This is a genomic window from Paenibacillus terrae (assembly GCF_000943545.1).
GTDB lineage: Bacteria > Bacillota > Bacilli > Paenibacillales > Paenibacillaceae > Paenibacillus > Paenibacillus terrae_A.
This window is the reverse complement of the sequence record NZ_JTHP01000003.1, coordinates 74,020-90,196: the sequence shown is the minus strand read 5'-3', so window position 1 is coordinate 90,196 and position 16,177 is coordinate 74,020. Positions and strand designations below refer to the sequence as shown.

General features: G+C 51.5%; 14 protein-coding genes and 1 riboswitch. Of the genes, 11 read left to right on the top strand and 3 right to left on the bottom strand.

Going from position 1 to position 16,177, the window contains the following annotated elements; translation table 11 throughout:
- Window positions 1–120 precede the first annotated feature (120 nt).
- Window positions 121–1,032 carry a DMT family transporter gene (locus QD47_RS02765; protein WP_044644681.1) on the top strand — a complete coding sequence of 304 codons (912 nt, stop codon included), beginning with the start codon at window positions 121–123 and terminating at the stop codon, window positions 1,030–1,032.
- Window positions 1,033–1,146: 114 nt separating this feature from the next.
- Here QD47_RS02765 and QD47_RS02760 read toward each other — a convergent pair whose 3' ends face one another.
- Both QD47_RS02760 and QD47_RS02755 read right to left on the bottom strand, forming a co-directional pair.
- Complete coding sequence (locus QD47_RS02760) at window positions 1,147–1,947, bottom strand: Cof-type HAD-IIB family hydrolase (RefSeq protein WP_044644680.1); 801 nt, start codon at window positions 1,945–1,947, stop codon at window positions 1,147–1,149.
- A gap of 162 nt (window positions 1,948–2,109) precedes the next feature.
- Window positions 2,110–3,111, bottom strand: coding sequence for a lipoate--protein ligase (locus QD47_RS02755; RefSeq protein WP_044644679.1), 1,002 nt, complete (start codon window positions 3,109–3,111; stop codon window positions 2,110–2,112).
- A 164-nt stretch (window positions 3,112–3,275) separates the two neighbouring features.
- Between QD47_RS02755 and cobD the strand changes: the two genes are divergently transcribed.
- The 10 genes from cobD to QD47_RS02705 all read left to right on the top strand — a co-directional run bounded on the left by cobD (window position 3,276) and on the right by QD47_RS02705 (window position 14,015).
- Complete coding sequence (cobD, locus tag QD47_RS02750; RefSeq protein ID WP_044644678.1) at window positions 3,276–4,379, top strand: threonine-phosphate decarboxylase CobD; 1,104 nt, start codon at window positions 3,276–3,278, stop codon at window positions 4,377–4,379.
- On the top strand, window positions 4,369–5,340 hold the full coding sequence (gene cbiB, locus QD47_RS02745; RefSeq protein ID WP_044644677.1) for an adenosylcobinamide-phosphate synthase CbiB: 972 nt from the start codon (window positions 4,369–4,371) through the stop codon (window positions 5,338–5,340). The genes cobD and cbiB overlap by 11 nt, the downstream gene beginning before the upstream one ends.
- 41 nt (window positions 5,341–5,381) lie before the next feature.
- Entirely contained in the window at window positions 5,382–6,209 is an 828-nt protein-coding gene (locus QD47_RS02740; protein WP_235332173.1) for a histidine phosphatase family protein, read from the top strand.
- 201 nt (window positions 6,210–6,410) lie between these two features.
- Window positions 6,411–6,604: riboswitch (cobalamin riboswitch) on the top strand.
- Between the two features lie 206 nt (window positions 6,605–6,810).
- Window positions 6,811–7,815 (top strand): ABC transporter substrate-binding protein, encoded by a 1,005-nt coding sequence (locus QD47_RS02735; protein ID WP_044644675.1) that lies wholly within the window; start codon window positions 6,811–6,813, stop codon window positions 7,813–7,815.
- The gene (locus QD47_RS02730) at window positions 7,812–8,858 is read left to right on the top strand and encodes a FecCD family ABC transporter permease (protein ID WP_044644674.1); all 1,047 of its coding nucleotides are present in this window, start codon (window positions 7,812–7,814) and stop codon (window positions 8,856–8,858) included. The genes QD47_RS02735 and QD47_RS02730 overlap by 4 nt, the downstream gene beginning before the upstream one ends.
- The gene (locus tag QD47_RS02725) at window positions 8,855–9,721 is read left to right on the top strand and encodes an ABC transporter ATP-binding protein (protein WP_044644673.1); all 867 of its coding nucleotides are present in this window, start codon (window positions 8,855–8,857) and stop codon (window positions 9,719–9,721) included. The genes QD47_RS02730 and QD47_RS02725 overlap by 4 nt, the downstream gene beginning before the upstream one ends.
- 81 nt (window positions 9,722–9,802) lie before the next feature.
- The gene (cobT, locus tag QD47_RS02720) at window positions 9,803–10,873 is read left to right on the top strand and encodes a nicotinate-nucleotide--dimethylbenzimidazole phosphoribosyltransferase (protein WP_044644672.1); all 1,071 of its coding nucleotides are present in this window, start codon (window positions 9,803–9,805) and stop codon (window positions 10,871–10,873) included.
- Complete coding sequence (locus QD47_RS02715) at window positions 10,870–11,490, top strand: bifunctional adenosylcobinamide kinase/adenosylcobinamide-phosphate guanylyltransferase (protein WP_044644671.1); 621 nt, start codon at window positions 10,870–10,872, stop codon at window positions 11,488–11,490. The genes cobT and QD47_RS02715 overlap by 4 nt, the downstream gene beginning before the upstream one ends.
- The gene (gene cobS, locus QD47_RS02710) at window positions 11,487–12,359 is read left to right on the top strand and encodes an adenosylcobinamide-GDP ribazoletransferase (protein ID WP_044644670.1); all 873 of its coding nucleotides are present in this window, start codon (window positions 11,487–11,489) and stop codon (window positions 12,357–12,359) included. Before QD47_RS02715 ends, cobS begins: the two co-directional genes overlap by 4 nt.
- 39 nt (window positions 12,360–12,398) lie before the next feature.
- On the top strand, window positions 12,399–14,015 hold the full coding sequence (locus QD47_RS02705; RefSeq protein ID WP_044644669.1) for a cobyric acid synthase: 1,617 nt from the start codon (window positions 12,399–12,401) through the stop codon (window positions 14,013–14,015).
- 100 nt (window positions 14,016–14,115) lie between these two features.
- On the opposite strand, the gene QD47_RS02700 is transcribed toward QD47_RS02705, so the two are convergent.
- Window positions 14,116–15,816: a methyl-accepting chemotaxis protein gene (locus QD47_RS02700; protein WP_044644668.1), complete on the bottom strand. Its 1,701-nt coding sequence runs from the start codon at window positions 15,814–15,816 to the stop codon at window positions 14,116–14,118.
- Window positions 15,817–16,177 lie beyond the last annotated feature (361 nt).

Below are 16,177 nucleotides of genomic sequence, written 5' to 3'. Positions count from 1 at the left end.
TCCTTTTGTGTATTTTACTATAAAACATTTCAAAACCGCATACAACTGTTCTGTAGATATACATCTGTTCTGTTCGTCTCCCTGTATGCTTGAAAGCAACTGAAGGGAGAGGGACGTATCATGATTGGTATCGCGTTTACGATAATGTGTCTTATTTTTGGTACAACGTTTTTGGCTATAAAAGTGGGAGTAGAAGCGGGACTCCCGCCGTTTTTGTCGGCAGGCGTACGTTTTTTCGCAGCAGGGGCTATATTGTTTATCGCCATGAAGCTGATGGGAAAAGTTCGCTGGTCGTTATTATGGCGGAAGGAAATGGTATTCATTGGAGCTGGAACGACCTTCGGTACGTTTTCGGCCTTGTATTGGGCAGAGCAATATGTCAGTTCGGGCATCGGAGCCATTTTATCAGCCACGGGGCCGATGATGATCGTTATTTTGCAATCGGTGCTGCTGCGGCAAAAAACGTCACGGATTACGGTCATTGGCTGCATGATCAGCTTTCTTGGCGTGGTGCTGGTGGTGCTGCCCGGATTGGCGGTTCAGATCAGCGGCCTGTGGCTGGCAGGATGTCTTGTTATTTTGCTGGGGGAGCTGTGTTATTCCGGGGGCGCTCTTTATTCCAAGCGGGTGATGGATGTATTTCGGGAAACGAACCCGATTGCCCTGAATGCGGCGCAAATGCTCCATGGGGGATGGATGCTGCTGTTACTGTCTGCGATCACGGAGCCGTGGAGTTCTGAGGGGTGGCAGTACCTTCCTGCCATGGGCTCTTTATTGTATCTGATTCTGTTTGGTTCGATGATTGCACATACACTGTTTTACTGGCTCATGGAGCGTACAAATCCTCTTTTCCCGACGACGTGGTTGTATATTTCACCGCCGATTGCGGTGGGATTGGGAGCCTTGGTGTACGGAGAGCATGTAAGCTGGTGGATGCTGGCGGGGGTGCTGCTCATTGTGACCGGATTAATGCTGATGAACAATGGAATTATCCGTCTGGTGAACAGGCGAAAGGTGCGTTCTGCTGCCTGATATTTTGAAGCCGTTCGGCATCCTATGATATGACAGAAAAAACCTCCAAGCTATCGCGTGTTACTGAACATGCGACGTTTGGAGGTTTTGTTGTGTTGCTTCATTTATTGCAAATTATTCAGCATTTAGCACGAATTTGTCGATGGCGTGCTTAACGCCGTCTTCGTTATTGCTGCTAGTGATGTAATCAGCCAGCTTTTTCAAATCAGGAATGGCATTCTCCATCGCTATGCCGAGACCCGCGCATTCGAGCATTTCGTGATCATTCCAGGAGTCGCCGATTGCAATCGTTTCGGACAGATCACAGCCGTAATGGTTAGCAAGGAACGTAAGAGCGTGACCCTTGGTGCCTTCATGATGCATGATTTCCAGAAAATGAGGCTTGGATTTGGTAATATGCACTTCATCACCAAGCAGCTCGCGCAGTTCTGGAATCAATTTGTCCAGCACTTCCGGCTCGTCAATAATCAGCATTTTAGGCGTAGGAAGTTCTACCAATTTGCTGAATACAGGCTCTACAAAATATTCCGTATTGTTTAGCGCGGTGTAATCTTTGATTTTCTGATTATCTTCACGTGTGTACAATTTGTCATCTATATACGTTTGCAGATGCAGATTGCGTTCCACGCAGAATTCATACAAGCGACGTGCAGCCACGAGTGGAACATAACGCTCATACAGCACGTTTTCGTCCAGCAGGTTTTTAATCAAGGCACCTTGGTACGTAATGATCGGAACGTTCAAGCCAGTTTGGCGGGCGAGTTGTTTGGCAGATGCATAAGCACGTCCTGTTGCAAGTGTAACCACGACACCTTTGGCTACAGCAGCTTCAAGCGCCAGTTGCGTTGCAGGAGTAACTTCTTTCTGATCGTTAATGAGTGTATCATCAATATCAATGGCAATTAATTTATACATATCGGTATTCTCTCCTTTATCTCTATCATGGGGCAATGTCCAAATTGTATCTTATAATATTCAAAATGACAATATCACAATGAAAAGGGGACGACTCCCTTAAGAGCCTGTCCCCTTATAACCACTGAAGAATTGGATTGAATCAATGGGAAAAAGTGGCTGTTAGTCTTCCAAAAATACGAGTCCTACAAAATCGTCCAGCTCAATATTTCCGAAATAATGCTTCAAATCAAGAGAGGACAAGGCTTGACGAACCTCATTTTCATCGTAGCGTTTGCCGCGCAGAATATTTTCAATATCAGCGACGTCACCCACACCGAAGAAATCGCCGTAGATTTTAATATCACGGATGTGGCCTTCCTTGAGATCCATACGGATATCAATAATGCCGACCGGAAATTTACGTGTGTGCTTGATATTGCTTTCAGGGGATTGACCGTAGTTCCAGTCCCACGATTGGTAGCGTTCAGCAGAAATTTCATGGATTTTGTCCCAGTCGGCATCGGTTAGCGTATATTGGGGTACCTGGTCCAGCTCTGCACCGAATATGTAACGCAGCAGCTCCTCGCGGAATTGCTCAATGGTCATCTCACGGTCCATTAGCTCGCTGATGTTAGCGACGCGGCTACGGACAGATTTAGTACTTTTGGATTTAAACTTTTCGGGATTGGCATGCAGTGATGCAGCCACATTGTCCAGGTTCAGGTTAAACATCAATGTACCGTGGCTGAACATGCGTCCGCGCGTAGCAAATTGGGCGTTCCCTGAAATTTTGCGCTCACCGACCTGAAGATCGTTGCGTCCAGTCATTTCGGCTTCCACACCCATTTGGCGCAAGGCGTCTATGACAGGCTGCGTGAATTTGAGGAAATTATGAAAGGACTCCCCGTTATCTTTGGTAATGAAGCTGAAATTTAAATTACCGAGGTCATGATATACAGCCCCGCCGCCAGACAGGCGACGAACGACTTGAATGTTGTTGTCTCTGACAAACTCGGCGTTGATTTCTTCAATGGTATTTTGATGCTTGCCTATAATAATAGAAGGCTGATTAATGTAAAACAACAGATAGCTGTCGTCCAGCTGAAGATGCTTGAGCGCGTACTCCTCAATGGCAAGATTAATGGCTGGATCGTGTATGCCCTGGTTGTCGATGAACAGCATGTCCATTCCTCCGTATATACAAACTGTGTAGTTTTATGTGTAGCTCTTTCTATTGTAACCCAAGTGAGCGACGTACACAAAAGCTCATTTGCATTGACGGGACGCGAAAAGCAGCCCCATAATGGAGCTAAATGATTCGGAACGGTCGGAAAGGATGATAGGCAATGATAGAGGTTTACGGTCACGGCGGGGACAGGGAGACGGCTGCGGCGACATTCGGCGGGGCGGCTGCGGATTTTGTGGATTTTAGCGCGAACATTAATCCGCTGGGTCCGCCACCGGAGGTGCTTGAGGTGCTGCAAAGTGCGTTGGACACTGTGGTTCGCTATCCAGACCCCGGACACCGGAATTTTAAAAATATGCTGGCGCGGCGACTTCATGTTCCACCAGAGTCGCTGAGTATCGGAAACGGTGCGGCTGAGAGCATGGCGTTGCTGTTACTGGGACTGGCTCCCAAGCGTGTGGGCACGGTGGAGCCGTGCTTTTCGGAATATGCCGAGCTGGCAGGCAAATTTGGAGCCGAGGTAAGCAGGGTGTACGGCAAGGCCTCGCTTCAATGGAAGGCGGACGTGGAAGACATAATCCAGCTCATGGAGCAGGTGGATGTTCTGTTTCTCGGTCAGCCGAATAATCCGAACGGTGTGCAATACGGCGATCAGGAGCTGCGCGAGCTGGCAGAGGCGGCGGGGAAAACGGACACCGTGCTGGTGGTGGATGAAGCGTTTATTGATTTTATCCCGCAGGAGCGGCAAATTTCACTATTGCCTGTGCTGGATCGGTATCCTCATGTGATTTTGATCCGGTCGATGACGAAATTTTATGCGATTCCGGGCTTGCGCTTGGGCTATGCGATTGCTCATCCGGACTACATCCGGCGAATGACCGCCAAGCAGGTGACCTGGAGCGTGAACGGACTGGCGTTGCTGGCCGGAGAGGCGTGTTTGCGGAGTGGTGAGGCGTACGAGCGGCGCACGCAGGAGCTGATTGCTACGGAGCGTAGCCGTCTATTGACCGCTTTGGCGGAATGGGGCTGCGGTGTCATCCCCGGTGAAGCGAATTACGTCCTGGCACGGGCGCCGGGGACGTGGAGCGCATCGGCCATTCAACAGGCGCTTGGACAGCGCGGGATTCTTATACGGAGCTGTGCCATGTACCCGGGGCTGACGACGAGCCATTTTCGAATTGCGGTCAAGGACGCGGAAGCCAACGGCATGCTGCTGTCTGTATTGGGCGAAGTGCTGGAGGAGGAACGGCGGCGTGACAGTTAGCTTGATCATGATGGCTGCATATCTTCTGGACAGGCTGATCGGCGACCCGAGGTGGTTGCCACATCCGGTCATCGGCATGGGACATGCCATTTCTGCCCTGGAAAAGGCGATTCGCCGCCGGGTTCACAGTGACCGTGGTTTGAAACGTGCTGGCTTGCTGCTGCCACTGATTGTGGTGGGCGGCTCCTTCGCGCTTGCCTGGGCGCTACTGCGCTTGCTTGCCTGGATTCATCCGTGGCTATCTGTCGGCACGGAAATTGTGCTGATCGCCACCACGATTGCTTCCAAAGGACTAAAGGATGCCGGAATGGCGGTGTATCGCGAATTGAAGGCGGGTGACCTGCCTGCGGCACGCCGGGAGCTGGGGATGATCGTCGGGCGGGATACGCAGCAGCTTGATGAGCCTGAGATTGTACGCGGTACCGTCGAAACGGTGGCTGAAAACATCGTGGACGCGATTATTTCTCCGCTTTTTTATGCCCTGATCGGGGGAGCACCCTTAGCTCTGGCTTATCGTGCCGTGAATACCCTTGATTCCATGGTTGGCTACAAAAATGAAAAGTATCTGCATTTGGGCTGGGCCTCGGCACGTCTGGATGATGTCGCTAATTACATCCCGGCACGCCTGACAGCGGGGATGCTGGTAGTAGCGGCGTGGGTTTATCGGCATGATGCTGGACGTAGCTGGCGTACGGTTAGGCGAGATGCGCGGCTGCATCCCAGTCCGAACAGTGGCTTTCCAGAATCAGCTGTTGCGGGTGCATTGGGGATTCGCCTCGGGGGCTATAATGTATATCATGGCGTGCACTCTTTTCGTGCATATATGGGAGAGCTGGTGCGACCGATGGAGCCGGATGATATCCGGCATACGATCCGGCTGATGTTTGCCGTGTCCAGTATGTTTGCGGGATTGTGTCTGTTCGTGTCCGCCGGATGCTATGCACTGGGGTGGATACAGTGAAGCGTGACACACCGAACGCTGCCAATAGAGCAGGAAGCGATATGACCTTGAAGCATTATTTTACAGAACATCAGCAGTGGGACTTGGAACTTGTGCTGGTGCGGCACGGCACAACCTTATGGAACAGGGAACGTCGATACCTGGGGCACTCCGATCTGGGCTTGCTACCAGGAGCAGAGCAGGAATTAGAGCCTTTGCGGGAAAAATTACAGAGACATTCCTTTGCCCGCATCTATTGTAGTGACTTGATACGTTGTCGTCAGACCTTGCAGATCATTTTGCCAGAATTGAAACCAGAGCTTGAAGGGGGAGCCCACTTCGAATCGAAACCGGAATCGCGGTTGGAGCTGACATCGAAATTGGATTCTGAACGTTTGCTTTCTAATATGTCTGCTTGGTCTGCCATCATGGAACCACGTCTGAGAGAGCTTCATTTTGGGGAATGGGATGGAAAAACGTATGATATGCTCAAGGATGTGGCGTTGTACCGCGCGTGGATTGATGAGCCGCAACGGGTTACGCCGCCGGGTGGAGAGCCCTGGAAAGACTTTGTGAACCGCCTTGGTGAATTTCTAGACTCCTTGTATGAGTGGCGTAAAATGATGGAGATTCAAAAAATAGGTTTGTCTGATGCTCCACCTCCTGTTCTGGTCGTCACGCATGGTGGAGTGATTCGTCAGTTGGCTTGTATGCTGGTACCGGGTCATGATTTTTGGAGCCTGAATCCGAAGCCGGGAGCGGCCATTACGATTCGGTTGAGGTTGGCACAAAAGCCATTTGCAGATTTAACCGCCACCCGTTCTACACAATCACATCCAGATTTGGCTACAGGGCACAAGTTCACCGGATGGTTGGTGGAGCAGACATGATGTTTATAGCTCTGGCTCCGCATTCGCTACTCCTGAATAACCCGGATGAACTAACTACGCTATACTTCTCATGATCACAGACATAGGGTAGGTCAAACAGGCGGTTTGGGTTGTAAGCCAGTCTTTTTTAACCTATAATCATCAAGTAAAAGAACGGCTTGACCAACACTACATCAAATATCCAGCAGACGAGGTCGGTGCAGCGGAATGAAACCCTTGGGTTCTTTCCGGTGTGCTGTTAAAAGGGAAGCCGGTTTGAATCCGGCGCGGTCCCGCCACTGTAAATGGAAAAATGCCAGCCCGCCCAGCTATATGTGCCGCAAAGCACATGAAGGAGCAACAGGCTGTCGCATGGTTCTGTAAGTCAGGATACCTGCCCGTCCGCCTGTCACCATAGTCCTTCGAGGAAAGGATGACGTGTTCGCAGTGACTGTCCATGCGGAAGAAACTGCCGCCTGCATATGAGCTGCGCTAACGTGACCCCTGTATCCTTATCTGAGGATGCAGGGGTTTTTTGAAAGGAAAAGAAGGCTGGATTTAGCAGATATCGGATGATGTTCAAGTGACGCTCTTAAAGAATTTATATGGAGGGGTGTAAATCATGGCAGGGAATAAAATAAAGGTCTGGACAACAGGCTTATTGGCTCTGGTCTTGGCGGTTGTGCTGAGTGCATGTGGAGCTAACGGAAAGAACGCTGAAAATAAAGGGGATCAAGCCTCACAGCAACCGGGACAGACAGCAACCGCTCAGGAGCCTCCGGGCAAAACGGTCTACCCGCTGACCATTAAGGATGCGACCGGGCAGGAGTTTACGTTCAAAAAAGCGCCGGACAAAATCGTTTCCGTCTCCCCGGCTGAAACCGAGGCGCTGTTCGCCATTGGACTGGATAAGGAAATTGTCGGCGTATCCGACTATTCCGATTACCCGGAAGCGGCTACGAAGAAGCCCAAAGTGGGCGGTATTATGAAGCCGAATGAAGAGGCGATCATCGCCGCGAATCCGGAAGTCGTTTTTGCAGGGATATCGCTCAGTGAGCAGGCGACGACCAAGCTGCGTGACCTGGGAATTATGATTTTTAAAACCGAGCCGAAAACGGTTGAAGATGTCATGGCTAACATCGAACTATATGGGAAAATTACCGATCATCAGAAAGAAGCGAGAGCGGTAACCGACAAGATGAGAGCCGATGTAGCGGAAGTGAAAAACGGTGTTAAAAATATCGGTAAAGGGCAAAAGCTGAGAGTCTACGTCGAATTTTCACCCGGCTGGACGGTCGGCAAGGGCGAGTTTATGGACGAGCTGATTTCTTTGGCGGGCGGCGAAAATGTGGCTGCAACGCAAAAGGGCTGGTACCAGATCAGTGAGGAAAATATTATTGCGGCCAATCCGGACGTGATTTTATACAGCAAAAATATCAGGGACGACAAAACAGGCCAGACGCTCGGCGATATTATCAAAGCCCGTAGTGGATGGGATCAAATATCGGCTGTTCGTCTCAACCGGGTGTTTGCCGTGGATGATAATCTGATTAGTCGTCCGGGTCCGCGCGTAACGGAAGGTCTCAAGGCAGTGGCCAAGGGCGTGTATCCTGAAATTTTCAAATGAATCGTAGGCTGATTGGCTTTGGAGGGGCAGGTCTTGCCTTATTGCTGCTGACGCTGCTGCTCTGTCTCGGCATCGGCTCGGCCAAGCTTCCCGTCAGCCAAATCACGGGTATTCTGGTCAACCATCTGCCGTGGTTAGGTGAGACGGTTACACCGGATTGGAATCCATCCACAGAGCAGATTATTTTGAAGGTCAGACTGCCGCGTGTGTTACTGGGTATGCTGGTAGGCGCAGCGCTTGCGCTGGCGGGAGCCGGATTTCAGGGTGTGCTGCGCAATCCGCTGGCTGATCCGTACACGCTGGGGGTATCCTCGGGGGCTTCGGTAGGGGCAGCGGTACTGATTTATTGGGGGCTTCAATTTTCATTTGTAGGCGTATGGACACTGCCGCTGGTTGCGTTTACGACCGGAATGCTGACGCTGTGGATGGTGCTGACGCTGGCCAGGGAAGGCGGCAAAATTCCGACGCAGAGCCTCATTTTGTCGGGCGTGGTGATGCAATCTTTTCTGGGAGCCGTCGTTTCCTTCCTGACAGCCATGTCCAGGGAGACGGTCAATGAAATATTGTACTGGACAATGGGAAGCCTCAGTCTGCGCGGCTGGTCGTATACAGGCATCCTTTTACCTTATGTGGTCATTGGGGTGGTGTTTCTGTGGAACCGGGCACGAGTGCTGAACATTCTGGCCTTGGGTGAACGTCAGGCGGCTCATATGGGGGTTAATGTAGATGCAACGAAGTTATCTGTTCTGATCATATCCACGCTGCTGACAGCCGCGGCTGTCTCGGTATGCGGAGTGATTGGCTTTGTGGGACTCGTTGTACCGCACATCATCCGTCTGGTGACGGGCCCCGACTATCGGATGATTATTCCGTTATCCGCGTTGGGCGGGGCTATTTTTATGGCTTGGGCCGATACTGCGGCGCGTACATTGCTGGCTCCGACGGAAATTCCCCTTGGTGTCATGACCGCCTTTGTCGGCGCACCGTTCTTCGCATATCTCCTGTACCGGAACAAGAAGCTGCGCAGGGGGGGATTGCTGTGAAAGAAGCAAATGAACCACAGGAGACGCGGGTCCGAGCGTTGGAGATTGCCAGTCTGACTCGTGATTTTGGGGAATTCCATGCGTTGAAAAATATAAGCTGGAGCGTGGATGAAGGAGATTGGTGGGGCATCATCGGCCCGAACGGGAGTGGAAAATCGACGCTGCTGCATTTGCTTTCCGGTGTGGATCACCCGACTTCGGGCAACGTTCTTGTATATGGTAAAAGGGTCAGCAGCTATGGCAGAAAAGAGCTTTCCCGTCTTGTAGCTGTGCTCCAGCAGGAGGGGCTCCCCCCGGTGGGTTACACGGTAAGGGAAGTCGTGGAAATGGGGCGCTTTCCCCATCAGGACTGGTTTGGTAGAGAAAAGGTGGATAAGGAAAAAGGGATGGACCCGGGAATCATTACGGATCGTGTGCTGGAGAGGCTGGATCTTACCGACTTGTCGGACAGGTCGTTAGACCGTTTGAGCGGGGGACAGCGGCAGCGCGTGGCTTTGGCGAAGGTGATGGTGCAGGAGCCACAGATTTTGCTGCTGGATGAGCCTACAACCTATCTGGATTTACGCTATCAGCTTGAATTTATGGAGCTGCTGGCGGAATGGCGGCGGGAAACGGGCGTGACGATTATCTCTGTCCTGCACGATCTCAATTTGACTGCCCAGTTTTGTGATGATTTGCTTGTGCTCAAGGACGGGATGGTTGAGGGGTTAGGAGCTTCATCAGAGTTGTTAACGGAGGAACGAATTCGCCATGTGTATGGTGTTGAGCCTGTAATGTTGCCTCATCCGGATAGTGGTGTGCCGCAGCTTTTACTGCGGAGAAGTGCACGGGATGTATCTGGTCAGGGTGAGCGACTTGAGTAGCTTGCTTGAGTCAAGTGCTGAAGCAACAGAATTTACGATGAGATCGCTAAACACATATATACGGAGCAGGGAGTGGAAGGCATGAACGAAAAATTACGACAGTTAATAGACAGCATTGCACAGCCGGATGGGGCGACAGCCTTGGCGGCTTCGGAGCATCTGGATCAATTAACGAAGCCACCGGGAAGTCTGGGAAAGCTGGAAAGTCTGGCTATACAACTGGCAGACATTACGGGGGTGGACAAGCCTGAGTTTGACCGTAAAACCGTTATGGTGATGGCCGCGGATCATGGTGTGTGTGAAGAGGGGGTCAGCGCCTTCCCGGCTGAGGTTACACAGCAAATGCTGTATAACATGCTGTCCGGCGGCGCGGCCATTAACGTGCTGGCACGTCATGCAGGAGCAGATGTCAAAGTGGTAGACGTGGGTGTGAACGCAGATGTCGCTCATGCGGATCTGGTGAACCGTAAGGTGCGTATGGGTACCGCGAACATGGCGAAGGGGCCGGCGATGCTGCGTACGGAAGCCGAGCAAGCGGTTTTGGCTGGAGCTGAAGCCGTGGCGGAAGCAGTCAAAGGCGGCACACGACTGTTCGTAACCGGAGAGCTGGGCATTGGAAATACGACGGCCAGCGCTGCGGTCGTATGTGCCCTTACCGGGCTGGAGCCGGAAAAGATCGTTGGACGGGGAACAGGTGTAGATTCGGCTGGACTGACCCGTAAAATAGCGGTCGTCTGCCGCGCATTGGACGTGAACCAGCCAGACGGGAACGATGCCTTAGATGTACTGACCAAGGTCGGCGGTCTGGAAATTGCCGCATTGGCAGGCGTCATCCTCGGCGCAGCCGCTCATCGCTGTCCGGTCGTGCTGGACGGCTTTATCTCTGGCGCAGCTGCGCTCGCTGCGCGTACACTTGCGCCTGCAAGCGCAGCGTACATGCTCGCTTCGCACGCCTCGGACGAGCGCGGGCACGCGGCGGTGCTCCGCGAGCTCAAGCTGGAGCCGATGCTTCATCTGGACATGCGGCTCGGGGAGGGCACAGGCGGTGCGCTTAGCCTGCACCTGATTGATGCGGCGTGCCGCATTATGCGCGAAATGGCGACCTTTGCCGATGCAGGCGTATCGGACGGTCAGGGAGCCGCGCAGCGATGAAGGCGCTCGTGACCGGCGGCGCACGCAGCGGTAAAAGCGGCTTTGCCGAGCGATTGTGCATGTCGCGCGCCCCGCGCGCCTGCTACATTGCAACGGCGCAAGCCTATGACGTGGAGATGAAGGAGCGTATCGCCCTTCATCGGCTCCAGCGCGAGTCTGCCGGGTACGACTGGCAGACGCTGGAGGAAGCGCAGGCGCTGCCGGAGCTGCTGCGGCGTCTGGGCGGCGGCGTAGAGCCACGGCTGGCTGCGCAAGGCAGCAATCCTGCCAACTTGCACGCCAGTCAAACACCGCAGCCAGCGTCCGCGCCGATGGTGCTGGTCGACTGCCTGACCCTCTGGCTGTCGAACGTGCTGCTGGCCGCAGGTGAGGACGACGAAGCTGCGGCCCGTGCCGCCATGGATGAACTGGCGATAGCTGTGGAGCAGTATCCGGGGCCACTCGTCATCGTGACCAATGAGGTCGGTGATGGCATTGTGCCCGAGTATCCGCTTGGACGGCTGTATCGGGATTTAAGCGGGGTGATGAATCAGCGGATCGCCCGCCTTTGTGATGAGGTATTTTTGGTGACGGCTGGCATTCCCGTAGAATTAAAACAGTTGGAATACAAGCTATGAGTGGCGAACGTCAGGCGATTGCGGCTGCTTTTCAATTTTTGTCCCGTCTTCCAATTAAGGCAGAGCTGGATTTTTCGCCAGAGCTGCTAAAACGTAGTGCAAGCTATTATCCGTTGGTAGGGATGGTCATCGGCCTCATCGTATGGTGCTTTGCAGCGCTTGCCTCTCTGGTATTGCCACCGTTGCCATGTGCAGTTCTTACTCTTGCCGTTTGGGTGTGGCTCACGGGTGGACTGCATCTGGACGGCTGGATGGATGCGGCTGATGCTTTATTCAGCTACCGTTCCCGTGAACGGATGCTGGAGATTATGAAGGATAGCCGTGTAGGAGCGATGGGCGTCATTGCTTGTGTGTTGTTGCTTATGCTCAAGGCTTCTTTGCTGTATACGGTGCTGGCTGAACGGGATCTGTCCGGTTTATTGCTGCTTCCGATGGTTTGGAGCCGCTGTTTTATGGTAAGCGCGATGAAGCGCTGGCCGAAAGCTCGTAATGATGATGGACTGGCAGCGCGTTTTGCCGATATGAGTAGCAGACGTGCCGGATTGGCTGTGTTCTGGGCTGTACTCATTACGGTGTGTGCCGCAGCAGGGCAATGTATCATTGCCGGATGGTTCACAGGAACAGGCGGCATGGACATGGGCAATACATCTTTTACAGCGTATGGGCATTCAATCTTTTCCCATCCGGGCGAATTAGCCATCTGGACAGGCTTTTTGCTGCTGCCGCTGCTGGCCAATGCTGTTGGAAGCTTCACAGCAAGCCGTATTAACCGCCGTTTGGGTGGACTGACAGGGGATATTTACGGAGCCTTGAACGAATTGCTGGAGACCGTTTTATTGCTGTTTATTGTGATTTTGCGCGGACTGTAAGCAGATTTTTAAATGAATTGGTAAAAGGAGAAGAGGCAATTGTCAAATTTCGAACCGTCCCGCACGAATCCCGCAGCAGTGCTTATGCTTCAGGGCACAGCATCGGATGTGGGCAAAAGCGTGGTGACCACTGCACTGTGCCGTATATTCACGCAGGATGGCTATCATCCTGCACCGTTCAAGTCACAAAATATGGCGCTAAATTCTTATGTCACCGAGGACGGCAAAGAAATTGGACGCGCTCAGGGTGTGCAGGCAGAAGCCTGCGGTATTGAAGCGACGACTGACATGAACCCGATTTTGATCAAGCCGGTCAAGGATATGCATTCACAAATTGTTGTTCACGGTGTGCCTTATGCATATATGAGTGCTTCCGATTATCGAAAGAAATTTTTGCCGCAAGCCAAACAGACGGTCATGGACGCGCTGAATCGGCTGCGTGATACCTATGACATTGTGCTTATGGAAGGGGCAGGCAGTCCGGCAGAAATTAATTTAAAGGACCGCGATATTGTAAATATGAATCTTGCGGGCTGGGCGGACGCTCCAGTGCTGCTTATTTCGGATATCGACCGGGGCGGTGTTTTCGCTTCTCTGGTAGGAACGATTGAGCTGCTGGAGCCGCATGAGGTGCAGCGTATCCGTGGATTTGTCATTAACAAGTTCAGAGGGGATCTGTCCCTGCTTCAGCCGGGACTGGACTGGCTGGAGGAACGAACCGGTATTCCTGTACTCGGCGTGCTGCCCTATCTACCGGATATCCGCATTGAGGCAGAGGATTCTGTGGTGCTGGACAAGAAGCCCAAGCTGTCTGCAAAGGATAAAGCGCTGGACATCGCGGTCATTCGTTATCCGCGTATTTCCAATTTTACAGACACGGATGCTTTGGCCGCAGAGCCGGATGTGAGTGTACGTTATGTCACGGAGGCCGGAGAACTGGGTGTACCTGACGCTATTATTTTACCGGGGACGAAGGACACGATTGGCGATCTGCTTGAATTGCGAACAAGAGGTCTGGAGCAGGACATTCGGGAGGCTATGACTACGGGACGCACGCAGTTAGTTGGCATTTGTGGAGGTTATCAGATGCTCGGCACAGCCTTGTTTGATCCCGAAGCCGTCGAATCTGGTATGCCGCAGCAGGCAGAAGGGTTAGGTTGGCTGGCGCTATCCACAACCTTTTTAAAGGAAAAGCAAACGGTACGCGTACAGGGAACCTTGTCTAATCACTGCCCATTGTTGCTAATTGCGCCCGATTCGGATTCTGCTCCCGCGACGATGATTGAAGGCTATGAAATACATATGGGCGTTACGGAATGTGTTACGGAACCACACGCGCCTACAGATAGTGCCGAGGAAATGAACCCAATGCACACGTTATTCCATATTCGTCGCGGCGAGGGAACAACCTTTGAGGAGGGTTGGGGAACAGCGGATGGTAAAGTATGGGGTACCTATTTGCATGGGGTGTTTGATAACGATCGTTTTCGTCGTTCCTGGTTGGATGGATTGAGACAAGCCAAGGGTTTGGCAGCGATGGACAGCACCTTTACCGTACGTGAAGCCAAGGAACGTGAGTTTGACCGTGTTGCAGAGGTGGTACGGGCCCATTTGGACATGGACCGAATCTACCGCATTATGGGGATGGACTCTTAACCTTTATAGATGATCGTATAACATCACGCTTTAAAAAATAAAGAGGTATCTCCACAGCCGTGATCGTGGCCGAGAGATACCTCTTTCCTTGTAGTTCATCTTAGTTGATTTTGAATTTTTGTACGGCTGTTTGCAGTTCGGTCGCTTGCTTGCTTAATTGCCGTACGACCTCGCTGTGGCCTTCCATTTCATTCAGTTGCTCATCGGCATTAAAACCGATTTCCTGAATCATATGCTGGGCATTGGCAGCGATGAGAGCTGTCTCCTCCACGGATGCCGATACCTGCTCTGAGCTGGCGGATACCTGCTCTGTTGCTGCGGATACCGTCTGAATCGTTGCATTGATCGTCTGCATGAGCTGACTTAGCTGATTAAAGGCTGTACTCGCTTGCTGCACCATTTCCGTTCCCGAATGAATTTCACGGCTGACCCGGGTCACAGAGTCAACGGACTGTTGCGATACTTCCTGAATGGTTACCAGGTAATCGGAAATTTGCTGTGTCGCTTCTTTTGACTGCTCGGCGAGCTTGCGAACCTCTCCGGCTACAACGGCGAAGCCGCGTCCATGTTCACCTGCACGAGCAGCCTCAATGGAGGCATTCAGAGACAGCATTTGAATCTGTTTTGTAATGTCAAAAATAGCCGAAACGATGCTTCCGATGGCCTCGGAGCGCTCATTCATACTATGGATGTATCGAAGCGACTCATCGGCAGCCTGTCCTACCTGCGACATTTGAGCTACAGCATTTTGAGCGAGTGTATTGCCGTTCACTGTTTCTTCGGTTGCTTCACTGATCTGATCGGATACATCATTGGCAGAGGAGGCAATATGCTGAACGCCTTGTGCGATTTCCTCCATAGCCTGTGCATTTTCGGCAGCAGCAGAAGCTATGCTGGTACTACCCTTTGCCACTTCCTCTGCGGCAACGGTAGAGTCCTGTACTTTTACACCCATGGCTTCAGTCCGGCGAAGCAGCTCGTCCGAGCCTTGTACAACCGCACCGGATGTGGAAAGCACATGACCGATCATTTCTTTCAGATTGTGAGACATGGATTGGAAGCTGCGGGCAAGCTGCGCAATTTCGTTGTTACCGATAACGTTCGGTTCTTGTGACAGGTCACCTTGAGCAATTTTTTCACTATGACGAACCAATTCGGCAATAGGCTCTACAACCTTGCGCACGACAATGGTGGAAATAATTCCACCCAGCAGGAGCGTTACAATTGTAATACCTATGCAAATCCATAAAATTTGTTGGGATTTGTCCTGCACAAAGCCAACGTCCTCGTTCACACCCAGGACCAGGTTACTGCCCGATATGGCAAAGAAGGCAGTTTTGTGTACTCCGTATGAATCGCTGTAAATATCGCTAACATTCATCTCGCCTTGTTTTGCTTTTTTGATATCCTCCACAGGAACCAGTGCATCCTTGACCTTATATAACGATTTTTCATTTCGTGCGATAACCTCGGCCTTACCATCTTTCACCACTGCGATATATGCCGATTCAAGCTTAAGAGTGTTAACCTTATCCTGAAGATAAGATTCCATCTGCATACCAGACCCGGAATCCGAACCATTTCCTTGCTGTGCCTGGACTGCCAAAGAAATATTAAGATCCTGATACACACTCTTGGCCCCGGTTTCCAGCATTTGATCCACCTGAGGAATGACACTGTTATTAATGATACTCATGGATACTACATAAAAACTGACACTGAACAGAAGGGACGCGAAGAGCAGAATCAATACAATCATAATCCGCAATCTTGCGCCAATGGAACGATTAAAACGTTGCATGGAAAATCTCCTCTCACATGATAATGATAAGTTGGTATTAAAAAGAAAATATACAGATTTCCCTGCTTGAAGTAGGTCGCTTGTCCAATTTACATTAGACACGTCATGATCTACTTAATTTCCTTTTCTGCTTGAAGAGAAAACTGAAAATGTTCGGATTCTATGTATATTTCAGTTGTATTCAAGGGGCAAGAACAAGAAAGGGAAGCAATCCATGAATTACTAAAAAGTAGGTTAGACCTATTTTACATAATTAACAGGCGGTTGAATAGTCATATTTGCCCAAAAACAAACAAAAAAATGTAACTATGGTCGTGGGCTATTAGATGTAAGCTTGATGTGAAATCATCAGAGCATGAAA